This window comes from Skermania sp. ID1734, assembly GCF_007489285.1.
In the GTDB taxonomy this organism is placed as follows: Bacteria; Actinomycetota; Actinomycetes; order Mycobacteriales; family Mycobacteriaceae; genus ID1734.
The window spans coordinates 73,140-95,674 of record NZ_VLIY01000012.1 but is presented as its reverse complement, the minus strand read 5'-3'; the positions used below and the strand labels follow the sequence as shown (position 1 = coordinate 95,674).

The 22,535-nt window shown below is 64.6% G+C and carries 21 protein-coding genes and 4 tRNA genes; 9 read left to right on the top strand and 16 right to left on the bottom strand.

The window, feature by feature from the left end; all coding sequences use genetic code 11:
- Positions 1–51: 51 nt before the first annotated feature.
- The 3 genes from FOS14_RS16090 to FOS14_RS16080 all read right to left on the bottom strand — a co-directional run bounded on the left by FOS14_RS16090 (position 52) and on the right by FOS14_RS16080 (position 4,340).
- Positions 52–954: a lysophospholipid acyltransferase family protein gene (locus FOS14_RS16090; RefSeq protein WP_143771820.1), complete on the bottom strand. Its 903-nt coding sequence runs from the start codon at positions 952–954 to the stop codon at positions 52–54.
- 9 nt (positions 955–963) lie between these two features.
- Positions 964–2,982, bottom strand: a complete 2,019-nt coding sequence (locus FOS14_RS16085) for a fatty acid desaturase (RefSeq protein WP_143771819.1) — start codon at positions 2,980–2,982, stop codon at positions 964–966.
- A gap of 149 nt (positions 2,983–3,131) precedes the next feature.
- Positions 3,132–4,340: a CdaR family transcriptional regulator gene (locus FOS14_RS16080; protein ID WP_143771818.1), complete on the bottom strand. Its 1,209-nt coding sequence runs from the start codon at positions 4,338–4,340 to the stop codon at positions 3,132–3,134.
- A gap of 410 nt (positions 4,341–4,750) precedes the next feature.
- On the opposite strand from FOS14_RS16080, the gene FOS14_RS25265 reads away from it, so the two are divergent.
- Positions 4,751–4,873 carry a hypothetical protein gene (locus FOS14_RS25265; RefSeq protein ID WP_255450383.1) on the top strand — a complete coding sequence of 41 codons (123 nt, stop codon included), beginning with the start codon at positions 4,751–4,753 and terminating at the stop codon, positions 4,871–4,873.
- Positions 4,874–4,885: 12 nt separating this feature from the next.
- A complete protein-coding gene (locus FOS14_RS16075; protein ID WP_143771817.1) occupies positions 4,886–5,248 on the top strand; it encodes a CopG family transcriptional regulator in 363 nt (120 codons plus the stop codon).
- Positions 5,249–5,757: 509 nt separating this feature from the next.
- Here FOS14_RS16075 and FOS14_RS25260 read toward each other — a convergent pair.
- Positions 5,758–6,120 (bottom strand): DUF3024 domain-containing protein, encoded by a 363-nt coding sequence (locus FOS14_RS25260; RefSeq protein WP_255450381.1) that lies wholly within the window; start codon positions 6,118–6,120, stop codon positions 5,758–5,760.
- A 438-nt stretch (positions 6,121–6,558) separates the two neighbouring features.
- On the opposite strand from FOS14_RS25260, the gene FOS14_RS16065 reads away from it, so the two are divergent.
- The 3 genes from FOS14_RS16065 (at position 6,559) to FOS14_RS16055 (ending at position 9,008) form a co-directional block, all read left to right on the top strand.
- Positions 6,559–7,431: an alpha/beta hydrolase gene (locus tag FOS14_RS16065; RefSeq protein WP_185981796.1), complete on the top strand. Its 873-nt coding sequence runs from the start codon at positions 6,559–6,561 to the stop codon at positions 7,429–7,431.
- Positions 7,432–7,679: 248 nt separating this feature from the next.
- Positions 7,680–8,159: an SRPBCC domain-containing protein gene (locus FOS14_RS16060; RefSeq protein ID WP_221936723.1), complete on the top strand. Its 480-nt coding sequence runs from the start codon at positions 7,680–7,682 to the stop codon at positions 8,157–8,159.
- Positions 8,160–8,414: 255 nt separating this feature from the next.
- A complete protein-coding gene (locus FOS14_RS16055; RefSeq protein WP_255450380.1) occupies positions 8,415–9,008 on the top strand; it encodes a site-specific integrase in 594 nt (197 codons plus the stop codon).
- A gap of 91 nt (positions 9,009–9,099) precedes the next feature.
- Here the strand turns inward: FOS14_RS16055 and FOS14_RS16050 are convergent.
- The 6 genes from FOS14_RS16050 to FOS14_RS16025 form a co-directional block, all read right to left on the bottom strand.
- A tRNA-Phe gene (locus FOS14_RS16050) sits at positions 9,100–9,173 on the bottom strand.
- Between the two features lie 31 nt (positions 9,174–9,204).
- Positions 9,205–9,278: transfer RNA gene (locus FOS14_RS16045), tRNA-Asp, on the bottom strand.
- Between the two features lie 30 nt (positions 9,279–9,308).
- Positions 9,309–9,381 (bottom strand) — tRNA-Glu (locus FOS14_RS16040).
- Positions 9,382–9,476: 95 nt separating this feature from the next.
- Positions 9,477–10,139, bottom strand: coding sequence for a TetR/AcrR family transcriptional regulator (locus FOS14_RS16035; RefSeq protein WP_143771814.1), 663 nt, complete (start codon positions 10,137–10,139; stop codon positions 9,477–9,479).
- Between the two features lie 255 nt (positions 10,140–10,394).
- Complete coding sequence (locus FOS14_RS16030) at positions 10,395–11,414, bottom strand: SDR family NAD(P)-dependent oxidoreductase (RefSeq protein ID WP_143771813.1); 1,020 nt, start codon at positions 11,412–11,414, stop codon at positions 10,395–10,397.
- Positions 11,415–11,563: 149 nt separating this feature from the next.
- Positions 11,564–11,636: transfer RNA gene (locus tag FOS14_RS16025), tRNA-Lys, on the bottom strand.
- Between the two features lie 161 nt (positions 11,637–11,797).
- Here FOS14_RS16025 and FOS14_RS16020 point away from each other — a divergent pair.
- The 4 genes from FOS14_RS16020 to phoU all read left to right on the top strand — a co-directional run bounded on the left by FOS14_RS16020 (position 11,798) and on the right by phoU (position 16,656).
- Entirely contained in the window at positions 11,798–12,757 is a 960-nt protein-coding gene (locus FOS14_RS16020; protein ID WP_143771812.1) for an acyl-ACP desaturase, read from the top strand.
- Positions 12,758–12,760: 3 nt separating this feature from the next.
- Positions 12,761–13,903 carry a tRNA dihydrouridine synthase DusB gene (gene dusB, locus FOS14_RS16015; RefSeq protein WP_143771811.1) on the top strand — a complete coding sequence of 381 codons (1,143 nt, stop codon included), beginning with the start codon at positions 12,761–12,763 and terminating at the stop codon, positions 13,901–13,903.
- Positions 13,904–14,020: 117 nt separating this feature from the next.
- Positions 14,021–15,886 (top strand): LCP family protein, encoded by a 1,866-nt coding sequence (locus FOS14_RS16010; protein ID WP_143771810.1) that lies wholly within the window; start codon positions 14,021–14,023, stop codon positions 15,884–15,886.
- A 95-nt stretch (positions 15,887–15,981) separates the two neighbouring features.
- Complete coding sequence (gene phoU, locus FOS14_RS16005; protein WP_143771809.1) at positions 15,982–16,656, top strand: phosphate signaling complex protein PhoU; 675 nt, start codon at positions 15,982–15,984, stop codon at positions 16,654–16,656.
- Here the strand turns inward: phoU and pstB are convergent.
- The 6 genes from pstB to FOS14_RS15975 all read right to left on the bottom strand — a co-directional run bounded on the left by pstB (position 16,653) and on the right by FOS14_RS15975 (position 22,437).
- Entirely contained in the window at positions 16,653–17,429 is a 777-nt protein-coding gene (gene pstB, locus FOS14_RS16000; protein ID WP_143771808.1) for a phosphate ABC transporter ATP-binding protein PstB, read from the bottom strand. The genes phoU and pstB overlap by 4 nt on opposite strands.
- A 34-nt stretch (positions 17,430–17,463) precedes the next feature.
- The gene (pstA, locus tag FOS14_RS15995) at positions 17,464–18,375 is read right to left on the bottom strand and encodes a phosphate ABC transporter permease PstA (RefSeq protein WP_143771807.1); all 912 of its coding nucleotides are present in this window, start codon (positions 18,373–18,375) and stop codon (positions 17,464–17,466) included.
- Positions 18,376–18,391: 16 nt separating this feature from the next.
- Positions 18,392–19,468 carry a phosphate ABC transporter permease subunit PstC gene (gene pstC / locus FOS14_RS15990; protein ID WP_143771806.1) on the bottom strand — a complete coding sequence of 359 codons (1,077 nt, stop codon included), beginning with the start codon at positions 19,466–19,468 and terminating at the stop codon, positions 18,392–18,394.
- 65 nt (positions 19,469–19,533) lie between these two features.
- Entirely contained in the window at positions 19,534–20,658 is a 1,125-nt protein-coding gene (pstS, locus tag FOS14_RS15985; RefSeq protein ID WP_143771805.1) for a phosphate ABC transporter substrate-binding protein PstS, read from the bottom strand.
- 114 nt (positions 20,659–20,772) lie between these two features.
- Positions 20,773–21,666, bottom strand: coding sequence for a mycothiol synthase (mshD, locus tag FOS14_RS15980; RefSeq protein ID WP_143771804.1), 894 nt, complete (start codon positions 21,664–21,666; stop codon positions 20,773–20,775).
- Positions 21,667–21,669: 3 nt separating this feature from the next.
- Positions 21,670–22,437, bottom strand: coding sequence for a response regulator transcription factor (locus FOS14_RS15975; protein WP_143771803.1), 768 nt, complete (start codon positions 22,435–22,437; stop codon positions 21,670–21,672).
- Positions 22,438–22,535 lie beyond the last annotated feature (98 nt).

Genomic DNA, 22,535 nt, shown 5'->3' with positions numbered 1-22,535 from the left:
GCGGCCTCCTTAGCGCTGAATAGGTGTGGGATTGTGCGGAAAGCGGTTCGCTCAGCCCATGATCGGGAAGCTGCGGCGTTTGGCCAGCCGGTCCATGCCGTTCTGGATCGCGGCTTCGACCTGGTCGTAGATGGCGTCGACGTAGGCGGTGTCCTCGGCGCGGGCCGGGTCGGTGTCGACGTGAATCGGGTCGAGGAATTCGGTGCGGATCTTCGCCGGCAACGGCAGATGCGCCGGCAGAATTTCCACGGCGATGGGAAACGGGAACCCCGCGATGATCGGGATCGTCGCACCCCGCAGCGCCTTGCCGAGTCCGGTCCAGCGGGCCAGGAAGCGGCCCTCCGACAAGACGAACACGGTGTCGTGCCCACCGACGGTGGCGACCGGCACGATCGGAACCCCCGAGCGGATGGCTTGCCGGACAAAGCCTTTGCGCCCGAACAGGAGTGCCTTGTCACGGTGGCGCCAGTTGCGCATGGAGTCCTGCTCGCCGCCGGGCCAGACAACAACGTCGTGCCCGGCGGCGAGCGCGTCCGTCACTCCCTGGCGGGAGGCGGGGATCACCCCCACCGCGCGGAAGTAGTCGCCCAGGATAGGGGCGGCCATCAGGACGTCATGGGCGGTGCCGTGCAGGATGCGTTTGCCCTCGAAGTGGCGATACCACGAGTGCACCAACGTCCAGGCATCCATGGTGAGCGCACCGCCGGAGTGGATGCCGATCAACAACGACGGCTCGTCGGGGATCTTGTGCCAGCCGTCGATCTCGAGCCGGAAGTAGTGGTCGCACAGGAAGTTCCACACCGGGTTCTGCCACCGGGTCATGAACTCCTCGTTCGGGCCGGCCAGCGGGTCACCCGTGTTGACTCGCCGTGCGACGAACTGCGCCAGCGCGCCCTGCGGTGCAGCCGACCTACCGGCCGTCGGGGCCGAATTGCGTTGTGGTGTCGATGTCATCGCACTCTCCTAGGCGTCGTAGTCGACCGTGACCTGGTCGGTGGTCGGATGCGATTGGCAGGTCAGGATGTAGCCGGCGTCGAGTTCTGCGCGGCCCAGCGCGAAGTTCTGGTCCATCACCACATCGCCGGTCAGCAACTTGGCCTTGCAGGTGCCACACGCTCCGCCCATGCAGGAATAGGGCGCATCCTTGCGGACCTGTAGCGCGGCCTCCAGGACGGAGTCGCCCGCCGCCAGCTCGACCGTGTTCTCACTGCCGGACAGTGTGAAGGTCAACGTCGCGCCCTGATAGTCGGTGGGCGGCTTCTTCTTCTCGGTGGTGAAGCCGGTGAACAATTCGAGGTGGATCCGGTCCGGGTCGACGCCGTGCTCGATCAGGGTGTCGCGCGCGGTGGTGCTCATCCCCAGTGGGCCGCACAGGAACCACTCGTCGACCTGGTCGGGTTTCAACGTCGTCGACAGGTAGTTGTTCAGTCGTGGCGCGTCGATGATGCCGCGCAGTTCCGGGGTGTGCAGCGGGTCCGCCGACAGTACATGCACGACCTCGAGCCGGTCGGCGTAACGCGATTCCAGCCGTTCCAGGTCGATTCGGAACATCGTCGACTCTTTGGTGTGGTTTCCGTAGACGAGGGTGAACTCGCTTTCGGTCTCGATTTCGAGCACCGTCTCCAGAATCGACAGCACCGGGGTAATTCCGCTGCCGGCAGCCAGCCCCACATAGTGTTTGCGGTTCAACGGGTCCAGCGGTGTACCGAAGGTGCCGGTCGGCGTCCCCAGCTCAAGTATGTCGCCGGCCTTGAGTGTGTTCGCCACGAAACCCGAAAAGGCGCCACCTGGGATGTGTTTGACCGCGATGCGCAGTTGCGCCCGGGTTGCCGGAGCACAAATCGAGTAATTGCGCCGCACGTTCACCCCGCCCAGGTCGGTGACCACGGTGACGTGCTGGCCTGGGGCGAAACGGAATTCGTCACGCAGTTCTTCCGGGACGGCGAACGTCACCATAGTGCTGTCCGCGGTGATCGGGTCGACCGCGGCCACCGGGATCCGGTGCAGCTTCGAGTGTGTCGCACTCGAGCGGGCCGGCATATGGACCGGCACCACCCGGCCGAGGCGGTTGTTTAGTTCCTTCCACTCCCGGAATTCCTCCGGGTTCAGTTGCTGGCCAAACACAGTGGAGATGGCGGCCTCGCGTTCCAGGTAGGCCTCTTCGTTGCGCTTCCACGTCTTCACGTAGCGGTAGAACGGCACCGACGGATGCAGATGGTGCACCAGGTGGTAGTTCTGCGAGAGCATCAGCGGCGTGAACAGCCATTCCATGCCCACCCGGGCGCGGGTCGCGCGGTAGCGGTTGCTGCGCTGAGTGTCCTCCAGGCCGTGATGGGGCAACCAGTCGAACCACCACGCCAGAAAGACGATGCCGATGCGCTGCGGGATCAGGAACACCACGGCCAGCGTCCACAGGTTGCCTGTCAGGATCGCGATGATCAGCCCAGCCAGGCTCGCGGTCAACAGCACACCGGTCTCGGCGACCTCGGCCACCGGACGGCTGCGCAGCCGCCGCAGATAGTAGCTGCCGTAAAAGTATTCGACGGTTGCCCAGCGAAACGGCAACTGCCACGTCTTGCCGTGGGAGGCAAAGGTATCCGGGTCGTTGGCGTCGTCGTTGGCGTGACGGTGATGTTCGATGTGGATGAACCCGAACGCCGGCAGCGCCAGGATCGGCACCACAAACACCCACGCCAAGCGCCCGACCAGTCCGTTGACCCAGCGCGTCGAGCTGATCGAATAGTGCACCGCGTCGTGGACCACCGTGAACATCACGAAGGTCACCGCCGCGTTGACCAGGATCGTCACCCAGAACGGGACCACTCCGGTGATGAACGCGCTCGTCGACGCCGCAAAAGCCGCCACCGCGCCGAGGTAGATGCCCAATGTCGGCAACGCGAGCTTGGGCACCGGCTCACCGGGGTCGGGCAGCGCGTGGCGTTCGGCGGCCGGTGCGGTATCCACTGCATCGACGGTGGACATTCAAAGCCTCCAATTCGGTTACGACTACATCCGATACGTCCCCGAGCGATTCGACTCGTGCGGTCGACCGGAAACGTTGTGATATTCAGTGTCATCCCGGCACCGACATGCGCTGATGGCTGCGTGCACAAACCCGCGCGTTTGTGCAGCTACCGGCCCATCGCGGCGAGTTCCAATGCCCACCACACCTCGAACAGCACCGCAGGCTCACGCAGATTGGCCCCGGTGAGCTCCTCGAACCGGGCCAAGCGATAACGCACGGTGTTGCGGTGCACGAACAACCGAGCCGCGGTGTTTTCCGAATGCATGCCGCAAGCGAGATAGACCCGCATCGTGGCAATCACCTCCTCGGCGGCACCGCCGGTTCCCAGTGGCTCGAGATAACGCCGCCGCATGATCTCTCCGATATCGGAATCTGTGGCCACCGCCGCACGCAACCCAAGCGAATCGAGATCATAGGCACCGCGCAGACCGAACGCCTGCGCGGTCATCAACGCCCGCGCCGCCAACTGATGCGACTCCGGCAACCGATCCAGCGGCACCGCCGGTCCGTAGCCCACCACACCCTCGACATCTGCAGGCGGCGGCTGGCTGGAAAAGCCGCAAATATCACCGTCGATCAACGCCGACAACCCGCGCCGGCGCAGCAACGTCCCACGAAAACCCAACGCCTGCTCGACTCCATCACGGGTGGCGCCCTCTACCAGGCGGGCCCGCACGGCCACATACTGCCCGGCCGGGTCCAGACCGTATGCCTCGGCGTGCACACGCAACTCAGCCGCCGGAACCGTCCCGCGAAGCGCGCTGCGCACAAAAGCCGCGCGCCGCTCCTCCTCCGCGACGGCCAGGGCGAGCTCGGCCCTGCGGTGAGCGCCCGCGGTCGTGACCATCGCAACATCCGACCAGGCCAGCACCGACTGCACGAACTCGAGCACCTGCGCATCGTCGATGCCGTGACGCTGGGCCACGTCGCGTGCGTAAGCAACGACGACCTCCACACCGATTCGCCACGCGCGCAACACATCTGCCACCGGCACACCCTGATGCGCCCGCGCCTCCCCGATCGCGGCGAGCTCAGCCAACTCGGCATCGTCCAGCGCAGCCTTGCCCGCACGTGCCGACCGGAGCACCCGTTCGACCTCGACGCCGACCTCCACATCCAGCCGTTCCAGAGGCAGGCCACGATAATTCGGGATCTGCGCCTGCATCGCCTCCCGCACCCTCGCACTGACCGCAACCTGCTCGGCCAGCAACGTGTCGAACAGCCGATCCCACGACCCGTTCACACCGAGCACCTCCTTGGCGGGCAGATCCAATACCGCCATATGTGCTTGCACCGTCTGAAGTACTGCGAACATCGCTCAAGCTGACAACGCGCGACGATACGCCCGCACGTTGCGGTCGGTGGGTAGTTCATCACCCATCGGCCAACCGACGGGCGCGCGAATAACCCTCGCCGCACTCGGTGATGCGTTCGAAACCGGCGATAGCTAGGGCTCGAATCGGCGAAAAGGCAGCGCCCCCTTGACTATCGACATGCGCCAGGAAACGGCATTGCACTTTCCTGAAAGGGTAGTACCCTTAATTGGTGCGGATCACGATCATCGAGAGCGCCCTACACACACGGCATTTCCGATGACGAGATCCGTGCCGTCGTCAGCTTTCCGGCTGTCCGGTTCCCGATAGCGGCCCGTCGGCCGTCCGCGAGACCCTGCGCATTATCGGTCGCCAAGGTGACGGCGAACCGTACATCGAGGTGTTCGCCGACATGGCAGTACTCGAGGAGTTGGTGGTGTTTCACGCGATGATGCTGCGCGCAGCGACGGTATCCGCGGCGAATCTGGAGCACATCATCGACCCCGACGACATCACCGCCAGGCAGCGGCGATGAACGGAGGAGATCGTGAGCCGTTTGACTGACGACGAATATGCCGAGATGGCAGCCGACTACGCAGCCAATCCACTGACCGCCGACGAAGTCCTGGGCCCGGTCGAGATCGACCCGGCAGTACTGCGCACCGGTCGACCGACCGGAACGTCGCGCGCGCGAGGGCGCACCCCCACCACTTCCGTGCGACTGCCCGAGCCCCTGCGCACACGACTCACCGCGCAGGCCGCCGCCGAGAACGTCGCACCCGCCGAGGTCATCCGCCGGGCACTGGTCGAGTACTTCCAAGCCCACTCTTCGGCATCGACAGGAGTACGCAAGGATGACCGACCGACCGGCGTCGGTAGCGGAGAAGGACTTCAAACCTCAGCGGGCTAGGAATTCTTCGAGCGCCCACCGAGCCGGCATCGACGCCGAAAACCTTTCTGCAGCGGCCCGTCGGTCAGGCTTGTCGCACAACGCCTTCGGAAATGAAAGTCCACTTTTGGAGAACGCTTCCCATTGCCGGTGAGCGACTTCTCCGGGCTAAAGAATATGCCGACAAATATCGGCGACAGTCTCGGCTGCCAGTTACGCGGCGCAATAACCGGTCAGTTCCCGCGCTACGAATCATGGAACCAGGATTCGACTGACCTCGGTCCGTCGATCGGTGCGGCTACCGTCACGCACAACGAAAGGTTTACCGTCAGCTCGCCAAACTGACCCAAACCTTGGCAGCCGTCATCCTTGCGCGACAACAGCTTTCGATCCGACGAATCCGCCCTGAGCCGCGATGCCGCCGAATCCAGCGCCGCTACCGCAACCGCCGCGCTCCTTCACGCCGCCGAGCACACCGCAGCTGTGGCCCGAGCAGTCGACCGCGCCCACAACGCGATCACGACCCTGACCTACGAATCCGCCGCTGACTCAACAGAAATGGAGCAACCCCGATGAAGCACTACACACCCGTCATCCCGTCCCAGCCCACTGCGAACGATCGGACACCCCATACCGGAAAGGAACCCCTCATGCGCCACACCAATGCCGAACGAGACCTGCTCCACCGCCAATGACGTTCGCGACCTGACCGGTGTTCCGGGCGTGGGAGGGTGCAGGTCGTAGAGGTGGAAGCGAAAGTGGCGGTCTCGCCAGTACAGCGTCCAGGTTTTGGTGGCGGCGGTGTAGCGCGGGCGGGCGATGAGCAAGCTTGTCCAGTCCGGTCCGAAGTCGTCGCGCCACGGTGCTCGCCGCTCTACTATCGTCAGATGCATTGCGGCGACGTCACATTCGACGCGAATCTGATGTAAGCATCATCGGGCACCCGCGTTGCGCACCATCGCTGCACGCGTGCGACGTCGAGTTCGGGCAGGAATGTTGCGACGAACTGTTGAACCCGCCTGCCACGCGGGGGTCAATTTTCACCGGCCGTCGACAACCCTCAGAGAATGCGCGAAGCCCAAGCGCCACGGTCGTCCGGCCGGGTCTCGGGCTCACTTCCTGAAGCTCAGCGCAACAAGCTGACCATAGTGTATTCGGCCAATGGGGGACAGCTTCGGTAGCCCAAGGTCCAAGTGGTGACAGCGGTCGACGGCGCGCGCGAAGAGTGAGGCCCTCTCAGATCGATTACCCGCGAGGTAATCGACGCGGTTACCGCTATCGGTGATAGTCGAACACGCTCGTGATTGTCACCGATGGAAGGAGTTGCGATCATGCCGACCTTCAAGACGGCAGATGGAGTAGAGCTGTTCTACAAGGATTGGGGTGTCGGGCGGCCGGTGCTGTTCGTGCACGGTTGGACGCTCGGAGCGGACATGTGGGAGTACCAGCTCACCGCACTGGCCGACCGTGGACTGCGCTGCGTGGCCTACGACATTCGCGGAGCTGGTCGCTCCGATCAACCCGCCGACGGCAACGATCCCGACACGCTGGCCGACGATCTTGCCGCGCTCATGGAGTATCTCGACTTGCGGGAGGCGATGCTGGTCGGACATTCGATGGGCGCCGCGCAGGTGCTGCGATACCTGGCCAGGCACGGTAGCGAGCGGGTCTCGCGCGTGGTGTTCGTGTCGATCGTGGCGCCGATGCTGCACCGGAACGCGGACAATCCCGGCGGGGTCGATCCCGCGTCGACGAGGCAGACGCCGGCCGCGTTGGCCACCGACCGCGGGCGTTTCGCGACCGCTCTGGCCGATCCGTGGTTCGGCAACGGCTTGCCGGGCGTCACGGTTTCGCGGGAGCTTGTCCGTTGGGCGGTAGGACTTTTCTTGCAGTCCTCGGCGAAGGCCACCATCGACATGTACCGCGAGTTCGCCTATCACGATTTCCGCCCGGACCTGGGCGCAGTGGACGTGCCGACAATGGTGATCCACGGCGACAGCGATGCGATGGTACCGCTGGAACAATCGAGCGCCAAGGTCGCTGCCGCGGTGCCCACTGCCGAATTGACCATGTACGAAACGCCTCGCACGGACTGTTCATCTCACACAAGGACAGGCTCAACGCCGACCTGCTCACCTTCGCCCAACAGTGACCTCGCATCCGCGTCGATTCGCGTTCACTCGACACGCCCTCGCAAATCCTGATCACGCTCCGAGCAGCGCTTCGCTGCCAGGACGCGGGTGTGCCCAGTGTGATCCTGAAGCTTCGAGGTGACCAATCGGTCGTCTTCGGTTCGAATCCCGGCCGGTTCGCCGTGCGGTTGGTATCAGTTGCCCTCAGGATTCGGGTGTACGAGGCCCAGCGTCGGCCATGTCCCCACGGCTCTGGGGAACAAACAAGCGCGCATGATTTGTATATTCGTCGTGGCGAATGTGTGGTGCGCAGCGCTCAAATGACCGGAGGAACAATGGAAAACATCGAGCGGACCGTCGCTGCGAGCCCCGCCCGAGTGTGGCAGCTCTGGACGACCGGAGACGGAATCGCGCAGTGGTGGGCGCCGGACGGGTTTCGTACGGATGTCAGCACTCTCGATCTGCAGGCCGGAGGCGAGCTCCGCTACAGGATGACTGCGGTGGCGCCTGAGCAGATCGCCTTCATGGAGCAGCACGGGATGCCGCTGTCCACGGAGTCACGCAAGGTGTTCACCGAGGTCACCGAACCGACGCATCTGGCGTATCGCTCAGTCATCGACTTTGTTCCGGACCATGAGCCCTACGAGCAACTCACCATCGTGGACTTCGAAGAAGTGGCCGAGGGGACACGCGTCACCATGCAGGTGGAGCCGTTGCACGATGAGGTCTGGACCCAGCGCCTGCTGGATGGGCGCTCCAACGAACTGGACAACCTCGCCAAGCTCGTCGCCGACGAGTGAGCGAGGACGGCGAGAAAAGGGCATCGACCCGCAAGCGGCCCTAACAGCGGTCGGAGAGTCGGTGCCGTTCCATGGCCGGTCGCTCGGATCAACTCCGACACGATCCAGGACTGGGTGAACACCATGAGCGCCGACGGCCTCGGGCCGCGCACCGTCCGCTGGACCCACTCAGTGCTGAGAATGACACTCCAGCATGCAGTCGACCGAGGCCAGCTCGTGGGCAAAAATCCCGCGAAGAGCACGAAGTTCCCCCCTATGCGTCACGCGACGCACGTATATCTGACCGCCGCTGAGGTGGCCGCGCTCGCCGAGAAGTGCGGACCCTCGCAGGGCGATATCGTGCGCATACTTGCCTACACGGGTCTTCGATTCGGCGAACTGGCCGGCCTGCAAGTCGAGGATGTCGATCTCGATGCCCGCCGGATTCGTGTGCGGCGCTCGATCACGCAGGTTGGCGGCAAGTTTGTCGATGGCAATCCGAAGAGCCGAGCCGGCCGCCGAACGGTACCGATTCCGCAGTCGCTGCTTCCACTGCTCGAACCCCGAATTCGCGGACGTCCGCACGGGGAGCCTGCCGTGACGTCACCAGGTGGATCGCTGCTGAGTGTGGGCAACTGGAAACGAGACGTCCACTGGAAGGAATCGATTGTGGCGATCGGCCGGCCGACGCTGCGCGTCCACGATCTACGCCACACGTACGCGTCGTTGTCGAGGAAGGCGGGCGCCGACCTCCGGGTCTTGCAGAAGGCGATGGGTCATGCGTCCATTACTGTCACCGCACACACATACTCTGACCTGTACGACGACGAGCTCGACACCATTGCAGACGCACTGGATGGACTGGAGTGAGATACCGCCAGATGGAGGTTGAATCAGTTTGGCTTCAAAATGGTTGCATTTCAGCCAGTCGAGCGGGTATGAAAACCCTGAAAACCCCTTGTGGCCAGGGCCGGGATCGAACCGGCGACCTTCCGCTTTTCAGGCGGACGCTCGTACCAACTGAGCTACCTGGCCGAACGGTACCGGCTTAACCGAAACCGAAGAGCGACCCTGACGGGACTCGAACCCGCGACCTCCGCCGTGACAGGGCGGCGCGCTAACCAACTGCGCCACAGGGCCTTGCATAAACTTCGCCGGTCGTTACAACCGTACCCCCTACGGGATTCGAACCCGCGCTACCGCCTTGAAAGGGCGGCGTCCTAGGCCGCTAGACGAAGGGGGCCCGTCAGATTGCTCTGACCAGTACCCCAACGGCGTTCCGTTGGAGGCTGGGATAGCTTAGGACACCACGGTTGGAATGCCCAAATCGCGAGGTCATCACTCGGATTCGAGGTCTTCGAGCGACGCGTCCACGGGCCAACCTTCGCGGCGAAATCGTTCCAGCCACTCGGACGTGGCCGACGCCTCGAGAAGCACCTCGAAGCCCTCGTTGTACAACGGCCGCAACTGACTTCGATCACCGAAAAGGTCTGCGATATAACGATGTCCGGCAATAAGCGCGCCGAGGGTGCGGACGAAGGTCTCGAGTTGAACCTCCGCCCGGAGGTGACCTAGCTCCTGCGCCCGCATGGCCAACTGGTATGCACTTTTGCCCCACAGTTGACTCCCACTAGCCACCCCGGACGCTTGCAGTTCCGGCTCGATGATCAGCCGGAATTGCGCACGAGTGAGGTCGTCATGCTGAAAGCGCAGGGCCATTTCATCGACCAGGCCATGCAGGATCTGCAGCGGCTCGAGATCCGTCCGGGAAATCCAACGGTCCCCGAATTCGGCATAGCGTCTGATCGACTCGTCCATGACGGCACGGGCAAGGTCTTCCTTGGAGTCGAAATGGAAGTACATCGCGCCTTTGGTGGCGTTGGACCCCTCGAGGATCCGGGCGAGCGACGCGGCGGCATAACCGCTCTTGGCGAATTCGGCTGCTGCGGATTTCACGATTGCAGCACGAGTGCGACGCGCCCGTTCTTGCTGCCGAGCCATGCAGAGGTGCCTTCCAGGATCCGACAACTGTCGCTTGGGCAGCTCTGCCCAACAGCGCCGGGAATCGAGTTGTCTCGTGACATTCGTCGTCAGGCGGCGTCTGGATTGCCGACCGACAAAGGCGGCATGCCTAAAACACACCGGGTGGTATAGTTTTCTTGCTTGGGTGCGCTGCAGGGGGTGCGCACCCAAGCTCATATTACGACCGTAACTTTACGGCTTACGAACGCTACTGACCACCGCCGTGTCGCGGGTTCACCAGTGCGTGCCCGGGGTGATATCGACGAACAATCGCTGCGCGCTCGACACCGCTTGCTCGACCGCACTCTTCTCGGCGGCTTCCCCCTTGCGTCCAGCCGCCGCGGAGTCCGGGAACATCTTGAACCCCTTGTTTCGGACGAAGTCCATGATCTCCGGCGAGATCGAATCAGCGAACGAGGCCACTCGACCGAAGGCCGGACTGTAGCGGCGCGGTCGTTCGATGATCGCGTCACAAATGACGTGACCCGCTTCCTCGGGTGTCAGTGTCGGGAAGTTGTCGTAGAGCGATGTCGGGGCGATCATCGGCGTGCGCACGAGCGGCATGTGCACCGTTGTGAACCGCACCCCTTCATCCTGCGTCTCGGCCTGGAAGGCATCGGACACCGTGTCCAGCGCGGCCTTCGACGCGATATATGCACCGAATCGCGGCACCTTCGTCTGCACCCCGATCGAGGAAATATTGATTACCTGACCGAATCCTCGCTCGCGCATTCCCGGCAGTAAACCGAGCATCAAACGCAGCGGCGCAAAGTAATTCAGCTGCATGGTGCGCTCGAAATCATGGAACCGGTCATAGGAAAGCTTTAGCGACCGACGGATCGACCGCCCGGCATTGTTGATCAGAATGTCGACCCTGCCGAATTTGTCGATCACCGTCGCGACGAGTTTGTCGATCGCCTCCATGTCGGTGAGATCGGTCGGAAAAATATAGGCACGCCCGCCCACGGCTTCCACCTCGTCGGCGGTCTCGCGAAGTTTCTCCTCGCCGCGAGCGACAAGGAGGACGGTGCCGCCGGCGCGGCCGAGTTCGATTGCGGTCGCGCGTCCGATGCCGGACGAGCCTCCCGTGACCATGACGATCCGGCCATCGAGAATTTCGGCCAGTGACGGCCTGGGCCGAAGAATTCGGGCAATTCCGCCCGGTGTGGTTCGTGACGTGGGCGTTTGCAGCGCCTTGCTCACCGCTTCAACCGGCTTGCTGACGACGCCTGCGACTTGCTTGAGCGGATTCATCGATTCGGTCCCATCGATCGCACGCATTGTTCGCCGGGCACGATTGCCCGCGATCCGATCCTGCTACGGAACTGCCCGCCTCGGCTACCCACAATGCCTACGGACTATTGCGGCGGCAGCGCGATCGATGCGGCTGAAAAGGGGAAGAGTGCCCCCCGTAGGGCTCGAACCTACGACCTACTGATTAAAAGTCAGCAGCTCTACCAACTGAGCTAGAGGGGCTCGGACGGAAAGCCTACCGGAGGAGGTCAGGGGCTGTGCCTTTGGTGTGAATCTGGTCTGAACCGCCGCGTTCACATTTCAAATCGGACCTACGTTGCCGTAGGCTAGCCTGCTGAAGCCACCAGAAGTAAGTAAACCGTAACAATCGAGGTGCATGACCAATGACGAGGGATCTCACACAGCTCGAGCTGCTGACCGAACTGCAGCCGGTTGCGGAGGAGAACGTCAACAGGCACATCTCTATGGCCAAGGAGTGGCACCCGCACGACTACGTCCCGTGGGATGAAGGACGTAACTTCGCCGCGATGGGCGGTGTCGACTGGGACCTCGAGCAGTCGCAGCTCAGCGAGGTCGCCCGGGCAGCGATGATCACCAACCTGCTCACCGAGGACAATCTGCCCTCCTACCACCGTGAGATTGCCGAGCACTTTTCCCAGGAAGGCGCGTGGGGCACCTGGGTCGGCCGCTGGACTGCGGAAGAAAACCGGCACGGCATCGTGATGCGTGACTACCTGGTGGTCACCCGCGGCGTCGACCCGGTTGCGCTGGAGCAGGCTCGCATGGAGCACATGACCAACGGCTTCTCCTCGAACATCGCCGGTACCGAGTTCGGCTTCATTCACTCCGTGGCTTATGTGACGTTCCAGGAACTGGCCACCCGGGTCAGCCACCGCAACACCGGCAAGGCGTGCAACGACCCGATTGCTGACCGGATGCTGCAGCGCATCGCCGCAGACGAAAACCTGCACATGATCTTCTACCGCAACATGTGTGGTGCCGCCTTGGACCTGGCTCCCGACCAGGCCCTGGAGGCTATCGACCTGGTGATCGAAAACTTCCAGATGCCCGGCGCCGGCATGCCGAACTTCCGCCGCAACGGCGTGCTGATGGCCAAGCACGGCATCTACGACCTGCGCCAGCACCTCGAAGAGGTCGTGATGCCCGTGCTGCGCAAGTGGAACGTCTTCGAGCGTGACGACTTCACCGCCCGGGGTGAAGCCACCCGCGAGCGGCTGGGCAAGTTCCTCGAGAAGCTCGAAAAGGACGTCGTCCGCTTCGAGGAGCAGCGCGACCGGATGCTCGCCCGCGAAGCCAAGAAGCGGGAGCAGCAGGCAAGCTAGGGAATGACCTCGCTCTCCATCGGCTCGCTGCGGCTGGCGAGCCCGGTAGTGCTGGCTCCGATGGCGGGCATTACCAACGTTGCCTTTCGCACCCTGTGCCGCGAACTCGAGCTCGAACGCGTCGGCAGCGTCTCCGGCCTCTATGTCTGTGAGATGGTCACGGCCCGTGCCCTCGTCGAACGCCAGCCGGCGACGCTGCACATGACGACGTTCGGTCCCACCGAGACGCCGCGATCACTGCAGCTCTACACCGTCGACCCCGCGACCACCTATGACGCGGCGCGAATGATCGTCGACGAGAACATGGCCGACCACATCGACATGAACTTCGGCTGCCCGGTACCCAAGGTCACCCGCAAGGGCGGTGGCGCCGCGTTGCCGTACAAGCGCGAACTGTTCCGTCGCATCGTGGCCGCCGCCGTCAAGGCCACCGAAGGGACGGCGGTCCCGGTGACCGTGAAATTTCGCATCGGCATCGACGACGCGCACCACACCCATCTCGACGCCGGCCGGATCGCCGCCGAAGAAGGTGCTGCGGCCGTCGCGCTGCACGCTCGCACCGCCGCCCAGCGATACTCCGGCGAAGCCGACTGGAAGGAAATCGCCCGGCTCAAGGAACATGTGACCAATGTCCCCGTCCTGGGCAATGGTGACATCTTCGATGCCTACGACGCGGTCCGGATGATGGCCGAAACCGGTTGCGACGGCGTGGTGGTGGGCCGCGGTTGTCTCGGCCGGCCCTGGCTGTTCGGCGAGCTCAGCGCCGCCCTCAATGACCGCCCGATTCCGACCCCGCCAACACTGGGCGAGGTCGCGGCCATTATGCGCCGGCACGCCGAGCTGCTGGCCGACCATCACGGCCCCGACAAAGGCCTGCGCGAGCTGCGGAAACACATCTCGTGGTACCTGCGCGGCTTCCCCGCCGGGTCACAGCTTCGGGTATCTCTCGCGCTCGTTTCCACGCTCGACGAACTCGATGAGTTGCTCGCCGAACTCGACCCGAATGTGCCGTTCCCGAAGGACGCTGAGGGCCCGCGCGGTCGGCAAGGCTCACCCGGAAAAGTGGCGCTCCCCGACGGCTGGCTGGATGATCCGCAGGACTGCCGCGTACCCGTCGGCGCGGATGTGATGCATTCCGGCGGCTAGGCCGCGCGGATTCGGCAGAGCGCGTCACCGTGGCTTAATCGTTATCATTGGCCGGATCCGCTGATAGCGGACAGATGCGCGATACGGGATTTTCTTCGGGGAGAGGCAGGGCCGCTGGTGGTTGACGACCACAAGCCGAACCATTCGGCGCCCGAGTCTCGACCCCCCTGGGAACGCCACCTCTTCCCCTCCACCGCCCCCGATTCGAACTCGTCGGACACCGCCCCGAACCGGCGCGGTCGCTCGGCCAAACGCTCGCTAGCCGACGCGGACACGATCTCGGTATCCCAGCTCGTCAGCAAGCTGCAAGGCGGCACCGAGCCGACCGCCGCCACGACGACCCCTCCTGTGCGTGATTTTTCACCGCCCGCGGTGAAAAATCACGCACAGGGGGAACAGCACGCGGCGGCACCCCAGGTGATCGCCGCACCGCCGCTGACTCGATTGCAAGCCAATAGGCAGCGCCGTCGACGTCGCCTGCACACCGCCGCCCGCTCCGCCATCGGACTGTTCGCGGTGCTCGCGCTGCTCCTCACCGGCACCGTCTGGGCCTACCTACGCTCCGCGGACAACGCTTTCGCGCAGGTGGCGGCGCTGGACGAGAACTCCACCGATGTGGTCGACCCGGTCGGTCAAACCGGTGACGAAACGTTCCTCATCGTCGGCACCGACACGCGTGCGGGCAAAAACTCCGACGTCGGCGCCGGCACCGAGGCCGATGCAGAAGGTGCCCGCTCCGACACCGTCATGCTGGTCACCATTCCCGCCAACCGCCAACGCGTCGTCGCCGTTTCCTTCCCCCGCGACCTCGACGTCCATCGGCCGAGCTGCCAAGGCTGGAACAGCGACACCGGCGAATACACCGACGAGACGTTTGCCCCGGCCGACGGCGACAAACTGAACGCCACCTATGCGCTCGGTGGTCCGAAGTGCCTGGTCAAGGTCATCCAGAAGATCTCCGGTCTGCGGGTCGGCCACTTCATCGGCATGGATTTCTCCGGCTTCGAGGGCATGGTCAACGAAGTCGGCGGCGTCGAGGTCTGCTACCCGACGCCCCTGGTCGACGACGTGCTCGGCACGGTGCTGCCGAAGGCCGGCCGGCAGCGAATCACCGGCAAGACGGCGCTCAACTACGTTCGGGCCCGCCATGTGGCATCGGAAGGCAACGGTGACTACGGCCGCATCAAGCGCCAGCAGCGCTTCCTGTCGTCGCTGCTGCGCTCGGCCCTGTCCAGCAAGGTGCTGTTCGACCCGGGCAAGCTCAACGGCTTCATCAATGCGTTCACTCGCGACACGTTCGTCGAGAAGGTCACCACGCGCGACCTCATGATGCTTGGACGCTCGCTGCAGAACGTCGACGCCGGCGCCGTCACCTTCCTCACCGTCCCGACGGCCGGCACCAACGAGTGGGGCAACGAGATTCCCCGTCCTGACGACATCGACGCGATCTTCGCGGCCATCATCAATGACGACCCGCTGCCCGGCGAGGAACGCAAGGCCGAACCGAAACCGACCACCGCAAAACCGCCCACGCCAGCAACGTCGGCGCAGAAGGCGGTCGACCCTGCCAGCGTGACGGTGCAGGTGTCCAACGGCTCCGGCGTCACCGGCGCCGCAGCGTCGACCGCGAATGCGTTGGGTTCGTACGGCTACCAGATCTACAGCGTCGGAAACTATCCGTCGAGCAGCAACGACACCGTCATCCGCTACTCCGCCGGCCATGCGCCCGAGGCCGCAACCGTGGCCGCCTCGGTACCCGGCGCGAAGCTCAAGGAAGTCAGCGGACTCGGCAGCATCGTGGAGGTTGTGATCGGCGCCGATTTCACCGGCACGGTCAAGAAGCCGCCCGCGTCCGGTTCGGCGCTCACCACCGCGACGGTGCCGACACCGGCGGCCAGTACAGCAACGTCTGCTGCGCCGTCCGCGCCCGCATTGCCGTCGGACCTGAGCGTCACCAACGCCGCCGACGATTCCTGCGAGTAGGGTCCGAACACGACTTTTAGGACTCCCCGGCGATTCACCCCCCGTTCACCTCGCCATCGTGACTTGGCTGATTACGGGAAGTAGTGTCGGTTTCTATGCGCGCGGCTTACAAGGGACGAATGGCGGAGTTGGCTGGCCTGCTCGGCGAGATGGCGGGACTGGCCGGCAACGCCATGGAACGCGCCACCCAGTCATTGCTGCAGGCAGACCTGTCGTTGGCCGAAGAAGTCATCACCGAGTACGACCGCATCGCCGAACTTGCCGTGGTTGCCGAGGAGAAGGCCTTCGCGTTGCTGGCCCTGCAGGCGCCGGTGGCCGGCGACCTTCGACAAGTCGTCTCGGGAATCCAAATCGTGGCCGATGTGGACCGAATGGGCGCGCTGGCGCTGCACGTCGCGAAGATCGCCCGTCGGCGCCACCCCAATCACGTCTTGCCTGAGGAAGTAAACGGTTACTTCGCCGAGATGGGCCGGATCGCCGTGTCACTCGGGGCCGCCGCCAAGGAAGTGCTCGATACTCGTGATCCGGAACGCGCCGCGCGGTTGCGGGACGAGGACGAGGCAATGGACGACCTGCACCGCCACCTGTTCACCGTGCTCATGGACCGCGAGTGGAAGCACGGCGTCGCCGCGGCCGTGGACGTGACATTGCTGGGCCGCTTCTACGAGCGTTTTGCCGACCATGCCGTCGAGGTAGGCCGGCGGGTCATCTTCCTGGCGACCGGCCGGATGCCGAGCGCCGAGGAAACCCACGAACTTCCGGCTCGTTAGCCGAATCGGCCGGAGATGTAGTCCTCGGTCGCCTTCTTGGACGGGTTCGAGAAGATCTTCTCCGTGTCGTCGATCTCGACCAGCCGGCCCGGCTTACCGGTGGCCTCGAGGTTGAAGAACGCCGTCTGGTCGCTCACCCGCGCCGCCTGCTGCATGTTGTGCGTGACGATCACGATGGTGAACTCCTTCTTGAGTTCGGTGATCAGGTCCTCGATCGCCAGCGTGGAGATCGGGTCCAGCGCCGAGCACGGCTCATCCATGAGGAGCACGTCCGGCTCGACCGCGATGGCGCGCGCGATGCACAGCCGTTGCTGCTGACCACCGGAGAGGCCGCCGCCGGGCTTGTCCAACCGGTCCTTGACCTCGTTCCACAGGTTCGCGCCGCGCAGCGACTGCTCGGCGACCTCGTCGAGTTCCTTGCGGTTACGCACGCCCTGCAGCTTGAGCCCGGCCACCACGTTGTCGCGAATCGACATGGTGGGGAACGGGTTCGGTCGCTGAAACACCATCCCGATGGTGCGGCGGACACCGACCGGGTCGACGGTCGGGGCGTAGATGTCCTCGCCGTCGAGCAGGATCGCGCCCTCCACCCGGGCGCCGGGTGTCACCTCGTGCATCCGGTTCAATGTGCGCAGCACGGTCGACTTGCCACAGCCCGACGGCCCGATGAACGCCGTGACGCTGCGCGGCGGCACGGACAACCCGACGTCGGCCACGGCATGGAATTTGCCGTAGTAGATATTGACGTCCTTGAGGTCCAGACGCTTGGCCATCAGAGCTTCCTAACGGTGTCGGATAAGTTTATGGTCATTTCGCCCGCACCGAGGAGAAGTGACCGACGATCTTGGCGACGACGTTCAGCACCGCGATCACCAGAATCAGGGTCAGCGCCGCTCCCCAGATCCGGTTCGCGCCGGCCTGAGTCGGATTGTTCATTTCGGCGACCATCACGCCCGGCAGCGTGCCCATCTCGCCCTGGAACATGTCGTAGTTGATGAACGGCGCATAGCCGACCAGGATCAGCAGCGGCGCCGTCTCGCCGAGCACACGCGCCAAGGCCAGCATGACGCCGGTGATGGTGCCCGGCAGGGCCGTCGGAATTACGATGCGGGCCACTGTCTTCCACTTCGGCACGCCGAGCGCATAGGACGCTTCGCGCAGGTCCTGCGGCACGATGCGCAGCATCTCCTCGGTGCTGCGCACGATCACCGGAACCATCAACAACACGAGCGCCAGAGACACCGCGAACGCGGACTTCGGCAGCCCGAAGGTCGCCACCCACAGGGCGTAAATGAACAGCGCGGCCACGATCGACGGCACGCCGCTGAGGATGTCCACCATGAACGTGGTGAGCTTGCCGAGCTTCCCGCCGCCGGAGTATTCGACTAGGTAGATGGCCACGAAGATGCCCAGCGGGATGGAAATCAGCGCACACACCAGGCCTTGTAGCAAGGTGCCGACCAGCGCGTGATAGACACCGCCACCGGGCGACGCGGCCGACAGGCCGCTGAAGGAATGGCTGAACCAGGTAGCGGTCACAATCGCCGGAAAGCCCTTGGCGAGCACCGTCCACAAGACCCACACGAGCGGCACGAGGGCCACCAGCACGCAGAGGGTGACCAGCACGGTCGCGGTCAGATCAGCAACCCGCCGCCGCAGGCCGACGCCCTGGAAGGTCGCCCGCTTGAGCGGGCGATCCAAGGTGGTCAGATGAGCCATCACAGTGCCACCTTCCTCAGGGCCGCTTTCCGGCGACCGCGGTCCGGGCCAGCGCGTTGACCGCGAAGGTCAGGATGAACAACACCAGACCGGCCGCGATGTAGGCGCCCGCCTGAATGTTGTTGTTGAACTCCGCATAGCCGAGCGCGATCTTCGACGCGATCGTCGCGCCGCCGTCGAACAGTGACCAACTGAAGGCCTGCGACGTCGTCCGCAGAATCAGGTACAGGGCCATCGTCTCCCCCAGCGCACGCCCGAGACCCAGCATCGAACCGCTGATGTACCCGGACTTGCCAAACGGAATGATCGTGGTTTTCACGACCTCCCAGCGGGTCGCGCCCAGGGCCAGTGCAGCCTCGATCTGCGCGGCCGGTGTCTGGGCGAAGACCTCGCGGGTGACGGCAGTGATGATCGGCAGAATCATTACTGCCAGCACGATGCCGGCGGTGAAAATCGTTCCGCCGCCGGGCACCGAACCGCTGCCCGAGGAAAACAGGAAGATCCAGCCGAGGTGGGTGTTGAGCCACACCGCCAGCGGCCGGATCGCCGGTGCCAGCACGAGCAGGCCCCACAACCCGAACACGATGGACGGGACCGCCGCCAACAGGTCAACGACATATGCCAACGGTCTGCTCACCGTTCGGGGCGCGTATTGCGTCAGGAAGATGGCGATCCCCAGCGCGACGGGCATGGCGAGCAGCAGCGCGAAGAACGACACCAGCACCGTGCACTGGAACAGGTCCAACACCCCGAATGCCATCGCATCGATGTTGGTGGTGTTCCAGGTTCGGCTGGTCAGGAAGTTGACCTGGTCCCGGCGCAGGGCCGGGACCGCTCGCCACACCAGGAAAAAGCCGATCGCGGCGATGAGCACCGTGATGAAGATGGCCGAGCCGGAAGCGAACGTGGTGAAGATGCGGTCACCAGGCCGGCTGCGTTTGCCGGCCGGAGAATTCTTCCCAGATGTGATAGGGGCCTCCGGTTGTCCTGGTCCGCGCAACTGGGAATCGCCGATCAACTCCGCATGGCTGGCAGCCTCGCGGTATGCGGGACCGTAGACCAGCCGCTTGGACTGGGTCGGCGCCTCACTCATGTGCGCTCACTTTTCCTAGTCATCGAATATAAGGCCCGGTGGCGATGGCCATGCTTCGCACCTGATCAGCCCATCGCGTTGATCGACGCAGCGACCTTTTCCTTGAAGTGCTGCGGCAGCGGGACATAGCCTAGGTCGGCGAGCCCGCTCTGGCCCTCGTTGACGGCGCTGGTCAGAAAGGACTTGACCGCGGTGGCGGTGTCCGGGTCGTACCCCTTGGAGCACACCACCTCGTAGGTCGCCAGAATGAGCGGGTACACGCCCGGCTCCTTGCTGGTGTAGGTGGATTTGAGGTCCAGAGCCAGGTCGTTGCCGTTGGGATTCTTGAACTGCGCTGCGTCGATCGCCTTGCTGGCGCTCGCCGTGCTCAGCGCGACCGGCCCCGACCCGCTGTCGAGGCGGGCGGCGGTCAGCTTGTTCTGGTCTGCGAACGACTTTTCGACGTAGGTGATCGAACCCGGGGTGGTGGCAACGCCCTGCGCCACACCGGCCGAGCCCTTCGCGCCCTGTCCCGTCCCACCGCGGAAGTCCGAGCCAGCACCTTGGGTCCAGGCGCCGTGTGATGCGGCCGCGAGGAACTGCTGGAAGTTGTCGGTGGTGCCCGACGAGTCCGACCGGAAGAACACGGTGATGTTCTGATCCGGCAGGGCGACGCCGTGGTTCAGCGCGGCGATCGCCGGGTCGTTCCACTTCTTGATGGCGCCGTTGAAGATCTTCGCGGCGACCTCGCCGTTGAGAACCAGATTGTCGACGCCGTCGAGGTGGTAGGCGAGCGCCACCGGCCCGAACACCAGCGGGATGTTCCAGGCGTCGTTGCCCCCGCAGCGAGCCTTGGCCTGCGCGGCCTGCTCGTCCTTGATCGCCGAGTCGGACCCGGCGAAGTCGATCTGCTTGGCGATGAACTGGGTGCGCCCGTCGCCGGAACCGCTCGGGTTGTAGGCGACGTTGACCGTCTTGCCCTTGTTGGAGCAGGCCGCGATGTAGGCCGCGGTGAAGGCGTCCATCGCGTTCTTCTGCGCGGACGAGCCCGCGCCGGAAAGCCTGGCCTTGCCCTCGCACGACGCCGTCGAATTGGCCACTGCACTGCTCGCGCCGGCGCTGTTGGTGTTGTTGTCCGTTCCGCAGGCGCTGAGGGCGACGGCACCGATAGCGACCACGCCGAGTACGGCGCTACTGCGCTTGAGGTTCACCTATGTCCTCCAAGGTTTCTCCAGTGACAGCACGGCGCTGCCCATGACGAAACCTAAGCGGGCGTGGTGGACAGACGGTCCCGCGTGGGTGAACGGAGAATGAACAGCGCGCGGTTATGCCGGGTTTGTCCGGCGCGCGTAGGCAACGTCTGTGTGGAAGGTCTCAAATCCGAGCGCTCGATATGTCCGCACGGCAGCGACGTTGTCTGCTTCGACGTACAGCATTACCGCTGGCAAACCGTGCTCGTGCAGGTACTGCAATCCGACCAGCGTGAGTAATCTGCCCAGCCCACGGCCCTGCGCACCGGGATCGACCGCAACCACGTACACCTCGCCGACGGCGGGCTCGGCAGTGCGGTGAATTTTGGTCCAGTGAAAACCGAGCAACTTCCCGTGTTCGTCCGTCGCCAGGAAGAGTCCGGCCGGGTCGAACCAGTCCGAGGCCCTTCGCGACGCGACCTCCTGCTCGGTCCAGCCACCCTGCTCGGGGTGCCAGGCGAACGCGGCGTTGTTCACCCGCAGGATCTCGGCGTCGTCGTCGGGGCCCGCGTACGTGCGCACCGAAACCCCTGCCGGCACTTCTACTTCCGGCAGAGCGGTAGCCATCGCGCGCCGCGATTGGAGCAGCTGACGCACGGGTTCCAGCTCGAGCCGTCGCGCAACAGCTTGGGCCGCAGGCAGATTGCCGTGCGCCCACACCCGGGCCCCCGGACCGCCGGCCGCGAGTGCGGCATCCACCAGTTTGGTGCCGATGCCGTGATTGCGCTGGGCTGGCGCCACCACGACCTCAGCCATCGGCGGGTGTTCGTCGCGACCGGGAACGAGATTCGCGTAGCCGGCGAGCTGACCGTCAAAGTCCCAGATCAGGTGCCGGGCTGCCGATCCGGCCGCCAGCGACGCGACGGCCTGCTCAGAAATCGGCGCCGTGCCGTCGGCGACCGTCGCCGCGTCGACGAGGTCGATGATGTGGCGCGCCTGCGCCGGACCGACCTCCGCGTGCCAGGTCATCGATCAGGAGCCGTTGACCGGCGCGTAGTCGGCAGCATCGTCGCTGTCGTCGGCGTTGTCGACGTTGCTGCTGGCGGCAGGGCCATCGGGCCGGCTCGCCGAGCGGCTGGGCCGCACCGCCTTGTAACCGACATTGCGGACGGTGCCGATGAGCGATTCGTATTCCGAACCCAATTTGGCGCGCAACCGCCGGACGTGCACGTCGACCGTGCGCGTGCCGCCGAAGAAGTCGTAACCCCACACCTCTTGCAACAACTGGGCACGAGTGAAAACCCGACCAGCGTGTTGGGCGAGGTACTTGAGCAGCTCGAACTCCTTGTAGGTGAGGTCGAGCGGACGCCCCCGCAGCCGGGCCGTATATGTGCCCTCGTCGATGACGAGTTCCCCGAGCGTGATCTTTCCGGCGGTCTCCGGGTTGATCGCGCCGCCACTGCGGCCCACCAACAACCGCAACCGCGCATCCAGCTCGGCCGGCCCGGTTCCCGGCAAGAGGATGTCGTCGAGACCCCAATCGGGGTTGACCGCCACCAGTCCGCCTTCGGTCAACACGGCGACGACCGGCACGGCGGAGCCGGTGGTGCCGAGCAACCGGCACAGGCCGCGGGCGGCCGCGAGGTCGGTCCGGGCGTCGACGAGCGCCACGTCGGCGCTGCCGGCCTCCAGCAACGAGGAGACTTCGGTCGGCGCCGGGCGGACCGTATGCGCCAGCAGCGACAACGACGGCAACACCGAATCCGGGTTCGGATCGGAGGTAAGCAGGAGAAGTTCCATCGAACCTCCCTCCACGTGAGCGCAGCGACGTGTCCGCTAACGACGGCAGTATCGGGTGCAAGAGTAGCGCGCCTGTCGCAGGTCAGCGCGCTACGTGG

Excerpts from the sequence above, each read along its gene's own strand:
- FOS14_RS25260 (WP_255450381.1), bottom strand. The coding sequence starts at position 6,120 with ATGCATCTGACGATAGTAGAGCGGCGAGCACCGTGGCGCGACGACTTC.
- pstC (WP_143771806.1), bottom strand. The coding sequence starts at position 19,468 with ATGAGTGAGGCGCCGACCCAGTCCAAGCGGCTGGTCTACGGTCCCGCA.
- FOS14_RS25265 (WP_255450383.1), top strand. The coding sequence starts at position 4,751 with ATGGCAGTACTCGAGGAGTTGGTGGTGTTTCACGCGATGATGCTGCGC.
- FOS14_RS16090 (WP_143771820.1), bottom strand. The coding sequence starts at position 954 with ATGACATCGACACCACAACGCAATTCGGCCCCGACGGCCGGTAGGTCG.
- phoU (WP_143771809.1), top strand. The coding sequence starts at position 15,982 with ATGCGCGCGGCTTACAAGGGACGAATGGCGGAGTTGGCTGGCCTGCTC.
- FOS14_RS15975 (WP_143771803.1), bottom strand. The coding sequence starts at position 22,437 with ATGGAACTTCTCCTGCTTACCTCCGATCCGAACCCGGATTCGGTGTTG.
- FOS14_RS16020 (WP_143771812.1), top strand. The coding sequence starts at position 11,798 with ATGACGAGGGATCTCACACAGCTCGAGCTGCTGACCGAACTGCAGCCG.
- dusB (WP_143771811.1), top strand. The coding sequence starts at position 12,761 with ATGACCTCGCTCTCCATCGGCTCGCTGCGGCTGGCGAGCCCGGTAGTG.
- FOS14_RS16035 (WP_143771814.1), bottom strand. The coding sequence starts at position 10,139 with ATGGCTCGGCAGCAAGAACGGGCGCGTCGCACTCGTGCTGCAATCGTG.
- pstA (WP_143771807.1), bottom strand. The coding sequence starts at position 18,375 with ATGGCTCATCTGACCACCTTGGATCGCCCGCTCAAGCGGGCGACCTTC.
- FOS14_RS16085 (WP_143771819.1), bottom strand. The coding sequence starts at position 2,982 with ATGTCCACCGTCGATGCAGTGGATACCGCACCGGCCGCCGAACGCCAC.
- FOS14_RS16030 (WP_143771813.1), bottom strand. The coding sequence starts at position 11,414 with ATGAATCCGCTCAAGCAAGTCGCAGGCGTCGTCAGCAAGCCGGTTGAA.
- mshD (WP_143771804.1), bottom strand. The coding sequence starts at position 21,666 with ATGACCTGGCACGCGGAGGTCGGTCCGGCGCAGGCGCGCCACATCATC.
- FOS14_RS16055 (WP_255450380.1), top strand. The coding sequence starts at position 8,415 with ATGCGTCACGCGACGCACGTATATCTGACCGCCGCTGAGGTGGCCGCG.
- pstB (WP_143771808.1), bottom strand. The coding sequence starts at position 17,429 with ATGGCCAAGCGTCTGGACCTCAAGGACGTCAATATCTACTACGGCAAA.
- FOS14_RS16060 (WP_221936723.1), top strand. The coding sequence starts at position 7,680 with ATGACCGGAGGAACAATGGAAAACATCGAGCGGACCGTCGCTGCGAGC.
- FOS14_RS16080 (WP_143771818.1), bottom strand. The coding sequence starts at position 4,340 with ATGTTCGCAGTACTTCAGACGGTGCAAGCACATATGGCGGTATTGGAT.
- FOS14_RS16065 (WP_185981796.1), top strand. The coding sequence starts at position 6,559 with ATGCCGACCTTCAAGACGGCAGATGGAGTAGAGCTGTTCTACAAGGAT.